This is a genomic window from Mesorhizobium sp. B283B1A, from assembly GCF_020165735.1.
GTDB lineage: Bacteria > Pseudomonadota > Alphaproteobacteria > Rhizobiales > Rhizobiaceae > Mesorhizobium > Mesorhizobium opportunistum.
The window spans coordinates 57,372-74,068 of the sequence record NZ_JAIUIQ010000017.1; the positions used below are offsets into that span (position 1 = coordinate 57,372).

Sequence of the window (16,697 nt, forward strand, 5' to 3'; positions counted from 1 at the left end):
GGCAAGAGAAAATCATTGGTCTGTGTTGGTCACTTCGGCAGGGGTGTGGCGGCGCCTGGTTGTGTGTTCGCTGCCGCGCCATCGGTGACATCAACGGAAGTGCGCCGCGCCAAGGCCTGTCGGCCAGCCAGCGCCAGCACGAAGATGACGACGATGCCCTGGACGATATCCTGGGCACCGGGAGGCAGCCCGATGATCTGCATGGTGGTCACGATCAGGATCAGCAGGATGCTGGCGAACAGGGTGCCGAGCGCGGTCGCCGAACCGCCGAAGATCAGCGTGCCGCCAAGCACGACAGCGGCGATCGACTGCAGCAGATAGGGTTGGCCCATTTCAAGGAAAGCGCCGCCGATATAGGCCCCGAGCAGCAGCCCATCGAGCGAGGCCAACACCGACGAGATGATGAAGGCCGCCGCGATCACCCGGCCGTTCTTGATGGCGGCGAGCCGGGCGGCGGTCCGGTTCTGGCCGACCGCCGACAGGACCTGCCCGAACACTGTGTAGCGCAGCACGAAGGAAGTGGCCATCACGCCAAGGATGGCAATGACGGCCATGATCGGAACACCCGAAATGCGGCCCGTCGCCAGGCTCTTCAGCGCTGGGCTGACGGCAAAGCCGGGGATTGCCTTGTTCGACAAGAGCGTCGCGGTCGCCAGCACATAACCGGTCGCCAGCGTGGCGATGATGGCCGGAATGCCGAGGCCGACGACGAGCAGCGAATTGAGCAGCCCGACCGCGAGGCCGAGCAGGACGGCGGCGACCACGCCAATGGCAAGGTTGGCATCCTGGCCTTTGATGGTGAGCAGCGCGACGAAGGCGCTGAGCGTGATCACCGAAGCGACGGAAAGGTCGATGTTGCCGCGTCCGGTGGTGACGACGAACATCTGGCCGATGCCGATGACCGTCATGAACGATGCCGACAGTATGATGCCCGACAGGCTGGAGAGGCTGAACCGGTTGGTGACCACCGAGAGCACCAGCCAGAGCAGCAGCACCCCGATCGCCGCCCAGATCCAGCGGTTCCTCTGCGCCCAGAACGTGAAGGCGGACAGCGCGTTCATTGTTCGCTCCGGCGGTCCGCGGTCAGGCCGCGCAGCGTCAGGAGCGCGATGAGGATCAGCCCTTGCGTCGCGGCGTTGTAGTCGCTGCTCACATTGAGCGTGCCGAGCAGCGCGCCGATCAGCGACAGCGTCACCGCGCCGGCGATGGCGCCGACCGGAGAAACGATGCCGCCGAGCAGCGAACAGCCGCCCATCACTACGGCGGCGACGCTGAGCAGTGTGAAGGAATTGCCGGAATTGATATCGCTTGCCGTGTTGATCGCCGTCAGCGACAGCCCCGCGGCGGCCGCGAACAACCCGGCGATGAGATAGCGCACCAGCGCGTAGCGCGTCGGCGACCAGCCCGATCGGATCATCGCCGTTGGGTTGTTGCCGAAGCCGCGCAGCACCACGCCGAGCGGCAGCCGGTCGATCACCAAGACCACCAGGGCGACCGCGGCGATGAGGATGATGGACGTTGGCAGGAAGTCGAGAGACCAGCCGAACAGAGCGGTCAGCCATTCAGGGCTGGCGCCGCCAGGCGTGGGCTGCAGCGCATAGCCCAGCCCCACCCAGATGAAGGACGCGCCGAGCGTGACGACGATGGCCGGGATCTTGCGCGCCTGGATCAGCCCGCCGAGACCGGCATAGGCGGCGACCGCCGCCAAAAGCGCCAGCGCACCGAGCCATGGCTGATCGTAGAGCAGCGTGGCGCTGAGCACGCTGACCAGGCCAGCGAAAGCGCCGACGCCGAGATCGATTTCGCTGCCGCCGACGATGAACATCTGCGCTGCCGTCACCAGCACCAGAGACAGCGCCGGCATCAGCAGCAGGTCGAGCCCGAAGATCGAGGCGACCGCCGGGTTGGCCGAGATCATCACCGCCAGCACGGCGGCGAGACCGATGAAGGGGGCTGCGTTCACCAGCCTGCGGGCAAGTCCGGCCGCGCCGGCACTGCCTTGCGTGGCATCGGCGCGCTTGTCGGTTTGCTGGGCGAAGGATGCCCCGACGATCGCCGCCTCCGTGATCGCCGCGCCGGTCAGTTCCTTGACGACGCGACCGCCGGCAAAGACCAGCACGCGGTCGCAGGCCAACAGCTCGGCGTCCTCGGTCGTGTGCCAGACGAGGGTCCGTCCGCTGCGCGCGATGTCGTTGCAGAGCCGGTAGAAATCCTGCTTGGTGGCGATGTCGACGCCGCGCGTAGGATCGTCGAGCAGGATGATCGGCGTGTCGGCGACGAGAGCGCGGGCCACCAGCGCCTTCTGCTGATTGCCGCCGCTCAGCTCCAGTATGTTGGACCCGAAGCGGCTTTCGTCGAGCCGTAGCCGGCCGGCGGCGTCGGCCGCGGTTTCGCGGTTGACTCGATCCGAGACCAGGCCCAGCGCCGGACGCCGGGCGAGGCTGCCGATGGAAATGTTGCCCAGCACGCTCCAGAGGGGAAATACGCCTTCCTTCTGGCGGTCGCCGGCAATGAAGCCGGCTTCGCCTGTCTTGGTGACGGCGCCATCCTTTCCGGGCTCGAAGATGGCATGCAGCAGCTCCTTTTGGCCGCTGCCCTCGAGCCCAGCCAGTCCGACGATTTCACCGCGCAAGATCTCGATGTCGCGGCCGAGCTCGGATATCAGGTCTCCGGACAGGCGCACCAGCGCGCCTCGGCTGCCGACGGCGGCAGCGCCGTGCTGGTGGACCGGATTGGCGTCGCCGCCCATGAGCTGCACCAGGCGCTCGATCGAGGTATCCGCCACGTCGCCGCGCCAGGCGGTGCGCCCATTGCGCAGCACCACCACCTGTGTGGCGATGTCGATGATCTCCTTCAGCTTGTGGCTGATGAAGATGAAGGCCAGCCCCGCCTTGGCCCGCTCGCGGATGAAAGCCCGCAACTGCTTGGAGCGATCGAGATCGAGCGAGGAGGTCGGCTCATCGAGAACGATGAGCCTGACGCCGGGAGTGGCGGCGGCGCGGGCGATCTCGACCATCTGCCGCTCGGCGATGGAGAGCTGGCCGATTTCGGCATCCACATCGATGCCGTTGCCGGGAAACACCGCATCCAGCGCCGAGCGCGCGCGGGCCCTGTAAAGCGTCCGCCAGCCTGGCCGGCTCGCCGCGTCCGCGGGTGTTTCCAGGAAGAAGTTCTCGGCCACGGAGAGGTTGGCGCACAGCGACAGTTCCTGGTGCACCATGCGGATGCCGCGCCGCTGCGCTTCCGCCGTGTCGTAGCCGGCGAAGCTCAGCGCCTGGCCGGCGAACGAGATCGAGCCCAGCGTTGGCCACATCGTGCCGCAAAGAATGCGCATCAGCGTCGACTTGCCGGCGCCGTTGCCGCCGACGAGGCCGATGATCTCGCCAGCCGAAATGGCGAGGTCGATCTCGGCATTCGCCAGCGTCGGCCCGAAACTCTTGGTGATCTGTGAAAGCGAGACGATTTCCTGCCGGATCAAGGCGGCGGGCGCCATGGCTGCACCCTTCTGATCGGCAACGGCAAGATGGGACATTCGTCCTCCGTTTCTTCACGGCCATGGACCGGGCGACCTTCGGCGCCCGATCCATTGTGCTGGTCGCGTTACTTGCTCAAGAGGTTCTGCTTGACCCAGTCGAGCGAATAGCTGGGGCTGATGATCTGGCCGCCCGGCAGCTTGGCATACTCCTTGAGATTGCTGGCGTCGACCGTCGCCACCGGCATGATCATCATCTTGGGTGCCTTGGCGCCCTTGAGCAGCGACAGTCCGAGCCAGAACGCGGCGCCGCCAATGCCGGGCGTGGTGTTCATCGAGACCGTCTGGTAGCCGTTCTTGGTATTCTCGTCGGCCCACCATTTGACGAAATCGGTGCCGCCGCCGCCTTCGATGATCGGCATCTTGCCAGCATAGTCGCCACCATATTGGACGAAGGCCTGGGCGATGCCGACATCGTCGCTGCCGCCTTGGCCGAGCACCGCATCAACATGCGGCAGCGAGGGCAGGACATTGGCGATGGCTGCCTGCGCGACCGAGGCGGTCGCCTGGCCATAGACCGTGGCGACAACCTTGATATCGGGATATTTCGCCAGCACCGACTGCTGGGCGTTGAACATGTCGTTGTCGGGGGCCGAGCCCTTGACGCCGCGCACCTGGATGACGTTGCCCTTGCCGCCGAGCATCTTGAAGACGGCCTCGGCCTGGGTTGCCTTGTAGCCCTTGAAGTCGAAGTTGAGCTGGTAGTTGCAAGGCGCCGAAGCGACGGAATCGAAGGACACGACGATGATGCCGGCCTTGCAGGCTTTCTCGATGATGCCGTTGACCGCGGTTTCCGAGGCTGCATCGACCGCAAGCACGTCGACCTTCTTCAGGATCAGTTCGGCGATCTGGCTGTTCTGCTGCGCCACCGAGCCGTCGCCATTCATGACGATGTAGTCGGAAATCTGTCCAGCGGCCTTTGCTTCCTTGGCCGAGGCCTCGAAAGCCTCCACCATCTGGTGCCGCCAGGTGTTGCCGTAATAGGCGTTGGTCAGTGCGATCACCGGTGCGTCCGGAGACGCCATTGCCGGCAGTGCGAACACGCTCCCCAGCGCGGCGCTGGCAAGCGCCGCTACGATTGCAAACTTCATGATACTTCCTCCCAAAAACACCGGCCAGCATGGTCGGCTTGCATGCCATTCCATTCCGTAACGGCGTCCTGCCTTAGGAAGGACACCATACCATCTACATGTTATACCAGCATACCAAATAGGCAAGGCGGTAGCGGGACTCATTTTGATCGCGCTGACGAGCGAGAGCGGCCTGTCGGGTTCGTCTTTTTCTTGCTTTTGGCCAGTCGGGCCGGCTCGCTCCGGCAACCCTGTTTGCCGGTCGCTTGGCATATTGGCGTCGGCCACGGATGGACGTTAGGTCATCATATATGTAATGTCAATTGATCGCGAGGCCTTGCCTGCCGGTGCGACTCGGGGTCGATATGCTCGGGGTCGATATGCTCGGGGTCGATATGCTCGGGGAAGATCGCGGAGGATGCATGGAACCGGTCCAGAAGAAGAAATTGTACGTGGAGGTGCTCGACCGGTTGATGGCGGCGATCTCGACGTCTGAATTTCCGCCCGGATCTCAGTTGCCGTCGGAAAAGGAATTGATGACGATGATCGGCGTGGGGCGCCCGTCGATCCGCGAAGCCATGCTGACGCTGCAGCAGATGGGCCTCATCAAGATTTCCCACGGCGAACGTGCCCGCGTCATCAATCCGACGCCCGAGGTGATCGTCGATCAGGTTTCCGCGGCGATGGTCATGATGCTGGCGACCAACTCCCGTGGCCTCGAAGAACTCAAGGAAGTCAGGCTCTTGCTGGAAACCGGCCTGGTGCGGATAGCAACGCGGCGCGCCACGGCCAAGAGCCTGGAACGGCTTGCCGAGACCCTGCGCCACCTGCGTGATGCGAAGGGCGACCAGGCGCGATTTGTCGTCGCCGACATGGAATTCCACGCCGTGATCGCCGAGATGAGCGGCAATTCCATGATCGCCGCGGTGGCGAAGGGAATGCTCGAATGGCTATCCCGGTTCAAGCGCGACCTGGTGGCGGTTAAAGGTGCCGAACGCCTGACCGTCGAGGAGCACGAACGCATTTACAAGGCGGTCGCCAGCGGGGATCCGGAAGGCGCGAGCGTCGCCATGGCCGAGCATATCGGCCGCGCCAATGAGCTGTATTCGAAACTGACCGGCGGCGAGACTGGCTGAGTCTCCGGACTGGGGCAAAATTTTTTGAGCGCCAAACTCATGTGATGACATGATATCTTTTTAGTGCTAACGATCGCCTCCATGGATGTCCGTCCAGCGCGGGCGCGGCATGGACCGGCCGTATCTCCACAGCCTGCAAGATGGCTGCGGCAGGTGCCGCACATCCGGAGATCAGGCCGCGCCGCAAGGGTTCGGCTGAATCGGCGCGCCGCGGGCGCACCGTCAAGGCAATTGGGAGAGAAGCGAATGACGATATCCGTGGCGTTGCTTGGAGCTGGAGGCAAGATGGGCTTCCGTGTCACGCGCAAGCTGATCGAAGCGGGCTACGATGTCCGTGCCGTGGAAGTCGGCGAGGCCGGCCGCAAGCGGCTATCGGAGGCCGGCATCAGCGCCGTCTCGATGGAAGAGGGCGTTCCCGGCGCCAAGGTCGTGGTCATGGCCCTGCCGGACAATATCATCGGCCAGGTCGCACGGCAGATATCGCCGATGCTCGCCAGCGGCGCGATGCTTCTCATTCTCGACGCCGCCGCGCCTTACGCCGGCGACCTGCCTAAGGATCGGCCCGATCTGACCTATTTTGTCGGCCATCCCTGCCATCCTCCTTTGTTCAACGATGAGACGGAATGGGCCGCCCGCCGCGATTATCACGGCGGCATTGCCAGGCAGTCGATCGTCTGCGCCCTGATGCAGGGTCCCGAAGAGCACTATGCGCTTGGCGAAGAGGTGTGCAAGGCGATGTGGTCGCCAATCATCGACAGCCACCGTGTCACGGTCGAACAGCTGGCAATCCTCGAACCAGGCCTCTCCGAAATGGTCGCCATGCCCTTCGTCGACACCATGGTCGAGGCCGTCGAGGAATGCGAACGCAAATACGGCATTCCCAGAAAGGCCGCCCTCGACTTTCTGATTGGCCACCTCAATGTCGAGATCGCCATGTGGTTCGGCTTCTCTCCAAAGGTGCCGTCCGATGCGGCGCTGCGCCTGATGCGTTTCGCCAAGGGTGTCGTGGTCCGCGACGACTGGCGCGAGGCCTTGTCCCCGGCCAAGGTGAAGGAAGCCTCCGAGCTGATCGTCTACGGCAAGGGAGCCTGAGCGCTGCCTCCGACGCCACGGATAATCTCGGTATCGACCGCGCTCTTCGATGGCTATCCCATGGAATTGGCCATCGAGGAGATCGCGGCTGCTGGTGCCAGCCATATCGAACCGGCCTTCATTCGCGGCTATGTCGATTTCGATGAAGGCATGTTTACCGACACCAAGGGCTCGAAGCTTCGCCAGACGGCTGGCAGTGCCGGGCTGGGCATCAATGCCGTCTCGGCTCATCTCGACCTGTCGGGACCTGATGCGGTGGACGCGCTGTTGCGGCGTGTCGCCTTTGTCTCCAGTCTCGGCGCATCGTTCCTGATCACCAATGCCGGCCCAATGACGAACCGGGCGAGTATCCGCCGGACGATCGATGCCGTTCTGCCGGGGCTGGAACAGGCCGGCATCATCCTGGCACTCGAGAACCCCGGTCACGGCAAGGGCGATTTGCTTGGCGACGCCCGATCGGGAGCGAGCTTCGTCCGCGAAATCGGCTCGCGGCATGTCTGCCTGAACCACGACGCCGGAAACGTCTTCACCTACAGCGATGAGGTCACGCAGCCGGCGGAAGATATCGCGGCGGCTCTCGAAGCCGTTGGCCATGCCCATTTGAAGGACATCGTCAGCACCGGTTCGGGGTGGGCATTCTGCGCCATCGGCGACGGCTCGATCGATTACGAGCCGTATTGGGCGATGCTTCCCCCGACGCTGCCGGTCAGCATCGAACTGCCCTTGCGCCTGGAGCGCCCGCAGCGCCGCGATCCCCAACGGCGAAACAGACCGGTCGATATCGAAACCATTCGTCGCGCCCTGCAGCGCTCCCTGCATTTCGTGAACGCGCTGGAGATCGCGGGGAACGGCGCTTCCTGAGCAGGGAAGGTTGCGTTCCGCGCTTGCGCTATCCGCGTTCGGGGAACATCGCCTTCAGGCCGTCGCGCGATGCCTTGGCGACACCGCGTTCGGTGATCAGCCCGGTCACCAGTCGTGCCGGCGTCACGTCGAAGGCCGGGTTGGCCGCCGGCGGCGTTCTTGCCCCATACCAGGGAGACTTCGTCGGCCGAGCGCTGCTCGATCGGGATCTCGGCCAGCCCGTCATGCACCGTCCAGTCGATGGTCGGCGAGGGCAGGGCGACATAGAACGGCACGTCATTGTCGGCGGCGGCCAGCGCCTTGAGATATGTGCCGATCTTGTTGCAGACATCGCCGTCGGCGGTGGTGCGGTCGGTGCCGACGATGACCATGTCGATTGCGCCGCGCTGCATCAGATGGCCACCCGCATTGTCGACGATCAGCGTGTGCGGCACGCCATGGCCGGCCATCTCCCACGCGGTGAGCTGGGCGCCCTGGTTACGCGGCCGCGTCTCGTCGACATAGACATGGACCGGAATGGCGGCCTCGACAGCCAGGTAGATCGGCGCGGTGGCGGTGCCATAATCGACGGTGGCCAGCCAGCCGGCATTGCAGTGGGTGAGAATGTTGACCGACTCGCCAGGCTGTTTGCGCGCGGCGATCGCCTTGATGATGGCAAGTCCGTTCTCGCCGATGGCGCGGTTCAGCCCAACATCCTCGTCGGCGATTTCACCGGCGCGCCGATAGGCGGCAGCGGCACGTTGTTCTGTTGGCAGCGGTTTGAGGAAACGCCGCATCTCGTCGAGCGCCCAGCGCAGGTTGATCGCCGTCGGGCGCGTCTCGTGCAAGGTCTCCCATACTGCATCGAGCGCCTGGTCGGACGCATCGTCAGCCATCTGCATGGCGACGCCATAAGCAGCGGTGACACCGATCAGCGGCGCGCCGCGGACCCACATGTCGCGGATGGCGGTGGCGATGCCGGCGACGGTGTCGACTGTCTCGATGCGGAAATCATGCGGCAGCCAGCGCTGGTCGATGATTTCGACCGAACGCCCGTCGTCGCTCAGCCAGATGGTCCGATAGTGGCGATCGCCGACGTTCAAATTCCGTTCTCCTGTTCGATCAGCACGGCCAGCTTGTTGACCTCGTCGATGCTGTGGATCTGCCGCCGGTTGACGGCGATGTGGCGGCCGAATTTCAGTGCCTTCGCCTCACAACTGGCGCGCAAATCTTCATCGGCAATGGTCTCGAAATCGGCATTGTGGGCGAGGCCGAGGATGCGCCGGTGCACCTCGATGCCGGCAAAGCCGAGCAGATCGGTCCAGATCTGGTGCAGCACATGGTCGAGCGCCTGCTCGGCGGCGAGTATGTCGCCCTGATCCTCGAACAGGCTTTTTTGATAGAGCATACCGGTGCGCTCGGTGCGCCACAGATGCGAGAATTCGGTGCGGAACACGGCCCAGGTCTCCGTCGTGACCTCGAGCAGATAGGCGCGCATGGCATCGCGCTTGCCCTTCTGCTCCTGTCCGCGTTGCGAGAAGAACGACATCCAGAAATTGGCGAGCAGCATGCCGACATCGAATGCCATCGGGCCATAGAAGGCGAACTCCGGATCGATCATCCGTGTTTCCTGGTCGGTGACCATGATCGAACCGGAATGCAGGTCGCCATGCAGCAGCGTCTCGGCATTGGCGGCGAAGATGTGCTTCAGCCGCTGCGCCTCGACCTTGAGGTCGCGGTCGGCGCGCAGTTCGGCGACGAGGGCGTCGAGCTGCGGCGAGGTATGCCGGTTCAGTTTGGCGTCGAAATAGGGGTCGGAGAACACCAGGTTCTCGGTGATGTCGCAAAGCTCGACATTGTCGGCGAACAGCGCCAGGTCGGCCTTGCGGTCCTTGGTCACCATCGACAGGTCGGAGCCGCGAAACAAAGTGCGGGCCATGAACAGGCCGATATCCCTGGCGATGTTCGGCAACTGCCGGCCGTCGATCAGGGCGCGGCGTAGGATGATGTGCGGCGGCGCCAGATACTCCATGATGATCAGCGCCTGGCCTTCATCGAAATAGTAGATCGCCGGCACAGAGCCAGGCGCCCGCGCCTCCTGCCTCGTCAGCGCGTGGTATTCGAAGAAGGAACGCTTCAAGGGCAGCGGCCAGCTGTCGCCGACGAGGCGGACATAGGGCAGGGCCTGCTTGACCACCGCGGCCCCGGCGGCGCCCTCGACGATGAAGACCAGGTTGAGATTGCCGTCGCCGACCTCGCGGACCTTCCAGGCGCTGGTGTCGTTGCCGATCCTCGCGCACAGCGCCTCGTTCGTGCCGAGGCGCATCGCAAGCGTCTCCACCGACAGTGCTTCGAACGGCAATTTCCCGGTCATTCTTCTCCCTCCCGCCTATGTGCTCCGATCATAGGGGAGCCTTAGCGGTTGGGCCAAGCTAGGAAGCTGTCTGGCAATTGTCAATCGTGTTGACAATTGCCGACGTAGACCATAGCGTCACGGTCAGGGAGGAACGCATGGTCGGCAGTGCCGTGTTCCGCGTAGAGGGACTGAGGAAATCCTTTGGCCGCAACGAGGTGCTTGGTGGCGTCTCGCTGGACCTGCATGCCGGTGAAGTGACCGTGCTGATGGGCGCCAACGGCGCCGGTAAATCCACCCTCGTCAAGATCGTCAGCGGCGTCTACGAAAATGGCGGCGGCACCATGACGCTGGCCGACCAGGATTTTGCGCCGAACACACCGGCCGAAGCGATCCGCGCCGGCGTCGTCACTGTGCACCAGAACATAAACGATGGCGTTGTCGCCGACCTCGATGTCGCCACCAACCTGACGCTCGACAGGCTGAGCGGCCGGGGCGTACCGACCCTATTCAATCCGGTCCGCGTCCGCCGCGAGGCCAAGGCCGTTGCCGACCGCATGGGATTGGCCATCGATTTGAAGGCGCGGGTCAACGATCTTTCGCTGGCCGATCGCCAGATGGTGGCGATTGCGCGCGCCCTGGCGCACCAGCCGAAAGTGCTGATCCTCGACGAGCCAACCTCGTCGCTCTCCAGCGCCGAGGCCGACCGGCTGTTCGCGCTCGTCGACAGGCTGCGTGAGCAAGGCGTGGCGATCCTCTATATCTCGCACCGCATGTCGGACATCCGGCGGCTGGCCGATCGCATCGTCTCGATGCGCGATGGCATCGTCTCGGGCGTCTTCGACACCAAGCCGCTCGACTATGAAGGCGCCGTCAACGCCATGCTCGGCCGCAAGATCCGCCTCGACCAGATCGTTGCAAGGAGTTCGGCTAAGCCGGTCCTGACCGTCGAAAACCTTCGCATCGCGCAAGGCGCCAGGCCGATCTCGCTGACGCTTGGCGATGGCGAGGTCGTTGCCATCACCGGTCTCGTCGGTGTCGGCAAGACGGCACTTGCCGAAACGCTGTTCGGTGTGCGCAAGCCGCTCGCCGGTACCGTGACGATGAACGGCAAGCCCTACATGCCGCGCTCGGCCGGCGACGCGATTGCCGCCGGCGTGTTCCTCGTCGCCAAGGACCGCGCCACCAGCGGCATCGTCGGCGGCTTCAACATCGAGCGCAATATCAGCCTGCCGTTCCTGAAGCGCATGTCGAACTTCAGCGTGCTCAAGCGCCGCCGCGAACGCGCCACCGCGCGCCGGCAGATCGAGGAGTTGGGCATTGTCTGCCGCTCCGAGAAGGACGAGATGTCGGCACTGTCCGGCGGCAACCAGCAGAAGGTGATGGTCGCCCGCTGGATGGCGCAGGATGCGGCGCTGTTCATTCTCGACGAGCCATTCCAAGGGGTCGACATTTCGGCCAGGCGCGATATCGCCGCCAAGCTGAGAGCCAGCGCCAATGGCCGCGCGACGCTTTTGTTCGTCACCGAAATCGACGAGGCGCTGGAGACGGCCGATCGCATCCTGGTGATGTCGGAGCACACAATCGTCGGCGAACACCGCAATGCCGATGTCGATCTCGATCGCCTGCTGGCCGAGGTCGCCGGCGGACCGCTTCACAGCGCGGCTTGAATGTGGCGGCGAATGGAAATTGGAATGGAGAGATCATGAGTTGGAGTTGGGTGAAGATGGCAACCGCGCGGGGAAGCGCTGAATGACGCTTCGCGACTACGCCATCCGTTACGGATTCATCGTCCTTCTGTTCGGGCTGGTCGCCTATTTCGCGATCGCGGCCGACGGGTTCGTCTCGCCGCAAAGTGCCGTCTTCATCTTCCAGTCGGTCGCCATCACCGGCGTGCTGGCGCTGGGCGTCACGGCCACGCTGGTCGTTGGCGGCTTTGATCTCTCGATCGGTTCGGTCGCCACGTCGGCCATGATGGCCGCCGCCTATGTCATGGTGGTGCTGGAGCAGAACGTGGTCGTCGCGGTCGTCGTCTGCCTGCTCATCGGCGCCATTGTCGGCCTGATCAATGGCTGGCTGATCGTCTATATGCGCGTGCCCGATCTGTTGGCGACGCTCGGTATGATGTTCCTTCTCGTCGGCCTGCAGCGCATCCCGACGGAGGGCCGCTCGATCGCCACCGGCATGACCATGCCCGATGGCTCCGTCGCCAACGGCAAATTCTCCGACGCCTTCCTGGCGCTCGGCCGCCACCGCTTCGACTTCTTCATTCCGAACCTCATTCCGGTGTCGGTCGTGGTGCTGCTGGTGCTCGCCCTGCTGATCTGGTTCTTCCTCGAATACACCCGTTTCGGCCGCATGATGTATGCGGTCGGCTCCAACGAGCGCGCCGCCGAACTCGCCGGCGCGCCTGTCAAGGCATACAAGATCTGGGCCTACGTTATTTCAGGAGTTTTTGCCTCGATCGGCGGTATTTTGCTCGCCGCCCGGCTTGGACGCGGCGACATCGCCTCGGGTAATAATCTGCTGCTCGATGCGGTTGCCGCGGCGCTGATCGGCTATGCGGTGCTGGGCGCCGCCAAGCCGAACGCCTTCGGCACCGCTGTCGGCGCGCTGTTCGTCGGCATCTTGCTGCAAGGCCTGACGATGATGAACGCGCCTTACTACACGCAGGATTTCGTCAAGGGCGTGGTTCTGGTCGTCGCCCTTGTCTTCACCTTTGCCCTGTCGGGCAGGGGCAGGGGGTAATTTAGACCGGACAGGATTTTGGGTTCAACAAGAGTGGAGGAAAACAAGGTGAACATCACAAGAAGACTTCTGGGAAAAGTGGCGCTCGGGCTCGCCGGCGCAACAATGCTGATGCAAGTCCCGGCGCTGGCCGCGGACAAGCCGGCGCCGTTCGACAAGCCCGGCGTCAAGATCGCGCTGGTGCGCTACCTCTCGACCGGCGACTTCTTCCAGGCTTATCTCTCGGGCGTCGAGGCACAGTCGAAAGCGCTCGGCATCGACCTGCGCGTCCTCGACAGCCGCCAGGACGCGGCTCTTCAATCGGATATGGTCGACCAGGCCATCGCGCTCGGCGTGCAGGGCATCATCATCCAGCACGGGCTGACGGAATCGATGAAGGACGCCGCGCAGCGCGCGGTCGACGCCGGCATCAAGGTGGTGGCCTTCGACGTCAATGTCGAAAATCCCAAGATCCCGCAGATCGAACAGTCCGACAAGGATCTGGCGCGCCTGGCACTTGAACAGGCGGTCAAGGACAATGGCGAGAGCTGGAATGCCGGTTACGTCTATGTCGCCGGCATCGCGCCGCTCGACCGCCGCAACGAGACCTGGGTCGACGTGAAGAAGAAATATGCCGGCATCAAGGAAGTCGCGATGTTCGGCACGCTGGACAATCCGATCGCCAACTCGGTCGCCAACCAGGCGCGCTCGGTGCTGTCGGCTCACCCCGACATCAAGGTGATGTTCGCCCCCTACGACGAATTCGCCAAGGGCGTGAAAATCGCTGTCGACGAAGCCGGCCTGAACAAGGGCATCAAGATCTATTCGGCCGATATCTCGACCTCCGACATTGCTGCCATGCGCGAGTCCGACAGCGCCTGGGCCGCAACCGCGGCCACCAACCCGGCCGTAGTCGGCCAGGTCTCGGTGCGCGCGCTGGCGCAATTGCTGGCCGGTGAGGATCCCGGCCACAACGTCATCGTGCCGCCGACGCTGATCACGCAGAAGGAGCTGATCGACAAGGACATCAAGAATATGGAAGACCTGTCGGCCAAGCTGCCGCAGTTCGCCCATGCCGATGTCGCCATGCCCGCCTGGATGCCGAACCCGAACGCGAAGTAGGCCAAATCCGATACCTGGATTCGCTCACAATTAGAACCGAAAGCCGCTTGCAGCGCCTGTTGCAGGCGGCTTTTTGTTGGTTTCACTCGTTGAATAAATCGGAGTGGGAGCCGGTGCGGGCAAGCCGCAGTTCATCGTCGGCAATGCGGTAGATCAAGAGCCAATCCGGTTCCACGTGCGCGTCACGATAGCCCTTCCAATCACCTTTCAGAGGGTGATCCTTGTAAATCGCCGGCAGTTCCTGCCCGGCGACCAGTAGGGCCAGCAGCTCGCGCAACTTAGCAAGGTCTTTGCCGCGTTTCTCCATACGCTTCACATCCCTGCGGAATTGCCCGGAGCGAACGGGCGTCAGCATGTCAGATGCCCAAATCCTTGAACAACTCATTGGCCGAGGCGAAACGCTCGCCCTTGCCTTTTTCCAATTCGGCCATTGCCTTCCGAGTGGTCGCGTTCGGCACCTTCACCGGAAAGGGAAATTCCTTGTCGGCAGCGACGCGGACCAGCAGTAGACGAATGGCGTCGGAAACCGATAATCCCATGGCCGCCAAGGCTTCCGTAGCTTGATCCTTTGTCGCCGTATCGATCCGAGCGCGCACCACCGTATCCGTTGCCATATTGTGACTCCTTGATATCTGAGCCACAATGTAGCTACAAAATGGTGTTCATGCAAGCGACTGTCGTGCGCTGTACGTGATTGCCCTACCTCATGGCCGCCGCGATGTTGCCGCCATCGACAGTCGTCACGTCGGCGGTGGTGCGTTCGGCCAGCGCGTGGTGCAGGAAGGCTTGCGCCACGTCCTGCGCCGTCACTTCCTGGCCGAGCAAATTGCCGGACATGTATTCCTTCTCCGACAGGCCGCGCGCGCCCGAGCGGCTGGCGATCATGGCATCGGTCAAAAGCCCCGAGCGGATGCGGTCGGCGTTGACGGCGTTCGAGCGGATGCCGTGGGCGCCATAGTCGAGCGCGTACTGCCTGGACAGGAACAGCGTCGCTGCCTTCGGCACGCCATAGGCGCCGAATTTCGGGCCCGGGTTGACCGCCTGCTTGGAAGTATTGAACAGAAGCACACCGCCAGTGCCCTGTTCGAGCATGATACGCACGGCGTTCTGCGCCACCGACTGGTGAGCGAAGAAGTTCAGCTCGAAGCTTTTGCGCAACAGCGCGTCGTCAAGCTCGCCGATCCGGCCTTCCCACGCCGCACCCGCATTGGAGACGAGAATGTCGACGCCACCGAAGACAGCGACCGCCTTGTCAAAGGCGGCACGCACTTGGCTTGGGTCGGTGATATCGGCGGCCACACCGATCGAATTGTTGCCGGCCTTCTTCGCCGCATCGGTGGCCTTGTCGCCATCGAGATCGACAACGACTGCATGGGCGCCATTATCGGCGAACAGTTTTGCCGTCGCCGCGCCGATCGCGCCGGCACCCCCGGTGATCAGCACCACCTGGCCGGTCAGTGGCTTCGGCTTGTTGGAGGCTAGCTTGGCCTGTTCGAGCGACCAGTATTCGAGCGGGAACAGGTCGGCCTTGGACAGCGGATGGAAACGGCCGACAGCTTCGGCGCCACGCACCGCCTCGATCCACATCTCGCCGACATCGGAGGCGATCCTGGCATCCTTCAGCGTGCGGCCGTGGCCGAACATGCCGAGCCCCGGCACCAGCGTCAGCCGCGGCATCGGGTCGAGCATGGTGCGCTTGACGTCGTCGAGCGCGTCATTGGTCTCGAAATAGGCGCGGTAATCCTTGGCGAAGGCGTCGACATGGCTCTTGATGACGGCCTTGTAGTCGCCGGCCTTGTCGGCATCGGGCGCCGGCACCGCCATCGGACCGGTCTTGATGCGGATCGACAGATCCGGCGTCGACACGCCGCGTCCCGCATAGTCGGCGATCTCCGCCGAATTGATGAAATCGACAATGGCGTCTGAGGTGCGGAAATCGGAGATCATGCGGTCGAAGCGGGCTTCGCCGCGCGCAAACGCTACAGCACCACGCAGCATCGGTGCGATGGAAGCCGGCGTCGCAAGCCTTGCCGGCAGCGCGGCCTTTGCCGCCTTCGCCTTGGCGTGCTTGGCCACATAATCCTCGGCGATGTTCACATAGTGGATCATCCGGTCGTAGGCCTGCTTGGCATCGTCGCCGAAGGTGAAGATGCCATGCTTGTCGAGGATCAGGCCTTCGACGGTGGGGTCGGTGTCGAAGACGTCGGCCGCCGCCTTGGCGAGATCGAAGCCGGGCATGATGTAGGGCACATAACCCATCTTGCTCCCGAACACCGTCTTCACCAACGGCTTCGAGTCTTCCTGGTCGACGATGGCAAGGATGGCGGTCGAATGGGTGTGGTCGACGAATTTGTGCGGCAGGAAGGCATGCAGCAGCGTCTCGACCGATGGGTTGGGCGAGGCGGGGTCGATCAGGTTCGCCCGCTGCAGCGCGACCATGTCCTCGTCGGAGAGCTTTTCCAGTGCGCGGGCCTTGAGCAGGGCGCCCATCTTGACCGCCGGCAGGCCTTGCGGCTCGATGATGGCCATGTCCCAGCCGCTGCCCTTGACGCACAGCACATCCCATTCATCGCCGACCAGGTCGGTCGCCTTGATCTTGCAGGAGGTGTTGCCGCCGCCATGCAGGACCAACTGCGGCACGCCGCCCAAAAGCCGCGTCGTATAGACACGCAAGGCGAGGTCGCGGCCGACACCCTTCTTGGCATAGTCGGCAACGAGTTTCTCGGCCGTGTCGTCGTTCCACAAATTCTTCATGTTCGGTTCGTCCAGTTGCTTTGGTGGTGAAACAGGAATGCCGCGACGCCTTGATGACAATGCGCCGGCGA

Annotated in this window: 13 protein-coding genes and 1 pseudogene; 6 read left to right on the forward strand and 8 right to left on the reverse strand. The window is 63.6% G+C overall.

Annotation, left to right across the window (positions count from 1 at the left end; all coding sequences use genetic code 11):
• Positions 1–29 precede the first annotated feature (29 nt).
• The 3 genes from LB577_RS16575 to LB577_RS16585 all read right to left on the reverse strand — a co-directional run bounded on the left by LB577_RS16575 (position 30) and on the right by LB577_RS16585 (position 4,623).
• Positions 30–1,061 (reverse strand): ABC transporter permease, encoded by a 1,032-nt coding sequence (locus LB577_RS16575; RefSeq protein ID WP_224687510.1) that lies wholly within the window; start codon positions 1,059–1,061, stop codon positions 30–32.
• Positions 1,058–3,532, reverse strand: coding sequence for an ATP-binding cassette domain-containing protein (locus LB577_RS16580; RefSeq protein ID WP_224687511.1), 2,475 nt, complete (start codon positions 3,530–3,532; stop codon positions 1,058–1,060). The genes LB577_RS16575 and LB577_RS16580 overlap by 4 nt, the downstream gene beginning before the upstream one ends.
• 68 nt (positions 3,533–3,600) lie before the next feature.
• The gene (locus LB577_RS16585; protein WP_023764630.1) at positions 3,601–4,623 is read right to left on the reverse strand and encodes an ABC transporter substrate-binding protein; all 1,023 of its coding nucleotides are present in this window, start codon (positions 4,621–4,623) and stop codon (positions 3,601–3,603) included.
• A 401-nt stretch (positions 4,624–5,024) separates the two neighbouring features.
• Here LB577_RS16585 and nanR point away from each other — a divergent pair, with 401 nt between their 5' ends.
• The 3 genes from nanR (at position 5,025) to LB577_RS16600 (ending at position 7,691) form a co-directional block, all read left to right on the forward strand.
• Positions 5,025–5,738: a transcriptional regulator NanR gene (nanR, locus tag LB577_RS16590; protein ID WP_224687512.1), complete on the forward strand. Its 714-nt coding sequence runs from the start codon at positions 5,025–5,027 to the stop codon at positions 5,736–5,738.
• A gap of 246 nt (positions 5,739–5,984) precedes the next feature.
• Positions 5,985–6,830, forward strand: a complete 846-nt coding sequence (locus LB577_RS16595) for a phosphogluconate dehydrogenase C-terminal domain-containing protein (RefSeq protein ID WP_224687513.1) — start codon at positions 5,985–5,987, stop codon at positions 6,828–6,830.
• Positions 6,831–6,890: 60 nt separating this feature from the next.
• A complete protein-coding gene (locus tag LB577_RS16600) occupies positions 6,891–7,691 on the forward strand; it encodes a sugar phosphate isomerase/epimerase family protein (RefSeq protein ID WP_224687514.1) in 801 nt (266 codons plus the stop codon).
• 28 nt (positions 7,692–7,719) lie between these two features.
• Here the strand turns inward: LB577_RS16600 and mtnA are convergent.
• Both mtnA and mtnK read right to left on the reverse strand, forming a co-directional pair.
• A pseudogene (gene mtnA, locus LB577_RS16605) lies at positions 7,720–8,773 on the reverse strand (S-methyl-5-thioribose-1-phosphate isomerase).
• The gene (gene mtnK, locus LB577_RS16610) at positions 8,770–10,044 is read right to left on the reverse strand and encodes an S-methyl-5-thioribose kinase (RefSeq protein WP_224687515.1); all 1,275 of its coding nucleotides are present in this window, start codon (positions 10,042–10,044) and stop codon (positions 8,770–8,772) included. The pseudogene mtnA and the gene mtnK overlap by 4 nt, the downstream one beginning before the upstream one ends.
• Positions 10,045–10,181: 137 nt before the next feature.
• Between mtnK and LB577_RS16615 the strand changes: the two genes are divergently transcribed.
• The 3 genes from LB577_RS16615 to LB577_RS16625 all read left to right on the forward strand — a co-directional run bounded on the left by LB577_RS16615 (position 10,182) and on the right by LB577_RS16625 (position 13,872).
• Positions 10,182–11,693 carry a sugar ABC transporter ATP-binding protein gene (locus LB577_RS16615; protein ID WP_224687516.1) on the forward strand — a complete coding sequence of 504 codons (1,512 nt, stop codon included), beginning with the start codon at positions 10,182–10,184 and terminating at the stop codon, positions 11,691–11,693.
• 82 nt (positions 11,694–11,775) lie between these two features.
• Positions 11,776–12,771, forward strand: coding sequence for an ABC transporter permease (locus tag LB577_RS16620; RefSeq protein WP_224687517.1), 996 nt, complete (start codon positions 11,776–11,778; stop codon positions 12,769–12,771).
• Positions 12,772–12,819: 48 nt separating this feature from the next.
• Positions 12,820–13,872, forward strand: a complete 1,053-nt coding sequence (locus LB577_RS16625; RefSeq protein ID WP_023764623.1) for a substrate-binding domain-containing protein — start codon at positions 12,820–12,822, stop codon at positions 13,870–13,872.
• 82 nt (positions 13,873–13,954) lie between these two features.
• Here the strand turns inward: LB577_RS16625 and LB577_RS16630 are convergent, their stop codons facing one another.
• From LB577_RS16630 to LB577_RS16640, 3 genes are all read right to left on the reverse strand, one after another.
• The gene (locus LB577_RS16630) at positions 13,955–14,227 is read right to left on the reverse strand and encodes a type II toxin-antitoxin system mRNA interferase toxin, RelE/StbE family (RefSeq protein ID WP_023764622.1); all 273 of its coding nucleotides are present in this window, start codon (positions 14,225–14,227) and stop codon (positions 13,955–13,957) included.
• 1 nt (position 14,228) lies between these two features.
• The gene (locus LB577_RS16635) at positions 14,229–14,486 is read right to left on the reverse strand and encodes a type II toxin-antitoxin system RelB/DinJ family antitoxin (RefSeq protein ID WP_023764621.1); all 258 of its coding nucleotides are present in this window, start codon (positions 14,484–14,486) and stop codon (positions 14,229–14,231) included.
• Between the two features lie 85 nt (positions 14,487–14,571).
• A complete protein-coding gene (locus LB577_RS16640) occupies positions 14,572–16,626 on the reverse strand; it encodes a bifunctional aldolase/short-chain dehydrogenase (RefSeq protein WP_224687518.1) in 2,055 nt (684 codons plus the stop codon).
• Positions 16,627–16,697: the final 71 nt, after the last annotated feature.

Coding starts and splice junctions, on each gene's coding strand:
- LB577_RS16615 (WP_224687516.1), top strand. CDS start 10,182: ATGGTCGGCAGTGCCGTGTTCCGCGTAGAGGGACTGAGGAAATCCTTT.
- LB577_RS16600 (WP_224687514.1), top strand. CDS start 6,891: ATGGAATTGGCCATCGAGGAGATCGCGGCTGCTGGTGCCAGCCATATC.
- LB577_RS16575 (WP_224687510.1), bottom strand. CDS start 1,061: ATGAACGCGCTGTCCGCCTTCACGTTCTGGGCGCAGAGGAACCGCTGG.
- mtnK (WP_224687515.1), bottom strand. CDS start 10,044: ATGACCGGGAAATTGCCGTTCGAAGCACTGTCGGTGGAGACGCTTGCG.
- LB577_RS16635 (WP_023764621.1), bottom strand. CDS start 14,486: ATGGCAACGGATACGGTGGTGCGCGCTCGGATCGATACGGCGACAAAG.
- LB577_RS16640 (WP_224687518.1), bottom strand. CDS start 16,626: ATGAAGAATTTGTGGAACGACGACACGGCCGAGAAACTCGTTGCCGAC.
- LB577_RS16580 (WP_224687511.1), bottom strand. CDS start 3,532: ATGTCCCATCTTGCCGTTGCCGATCAGAAGGGTGCAGCCATGGCGCCC.
- nanR (WP_224687512.1), top strand. CDS start 5,025: ATGGAACCGGTCCAGAAGAAGAAATTGTACGTGGAGGTGCTCGACCGG.
- LB577_RS16585 (WP_023764630.1), bottom strand. CDS start 4,623: ATGAAGTTTGCAATCGTAGCGGCGCTTGCCAGCGCCGCGCTGGGGAGC.
- LB577_RS16595 (WP_224687513.1), top strand. CDS start 5,985: ATGACGATATCCGTGGCGTTGCTTGGAGCTGGAGGCAAGATGGGCTTC.
- LB577_RS16620 (WP_224687517.1), top strand. CDS start 11,776: ATGACGCTTCGCGACTACGCCATCCGTTACGGATTCATCGTCCTTCTG.
- LB577_RS16630 (WP_023764622.1), bottom strand. CDS start 14,227: ATGCTGACGCCCGTTCGCTCCGGGCAATTCCGCAGGGATGTGAAGCGT.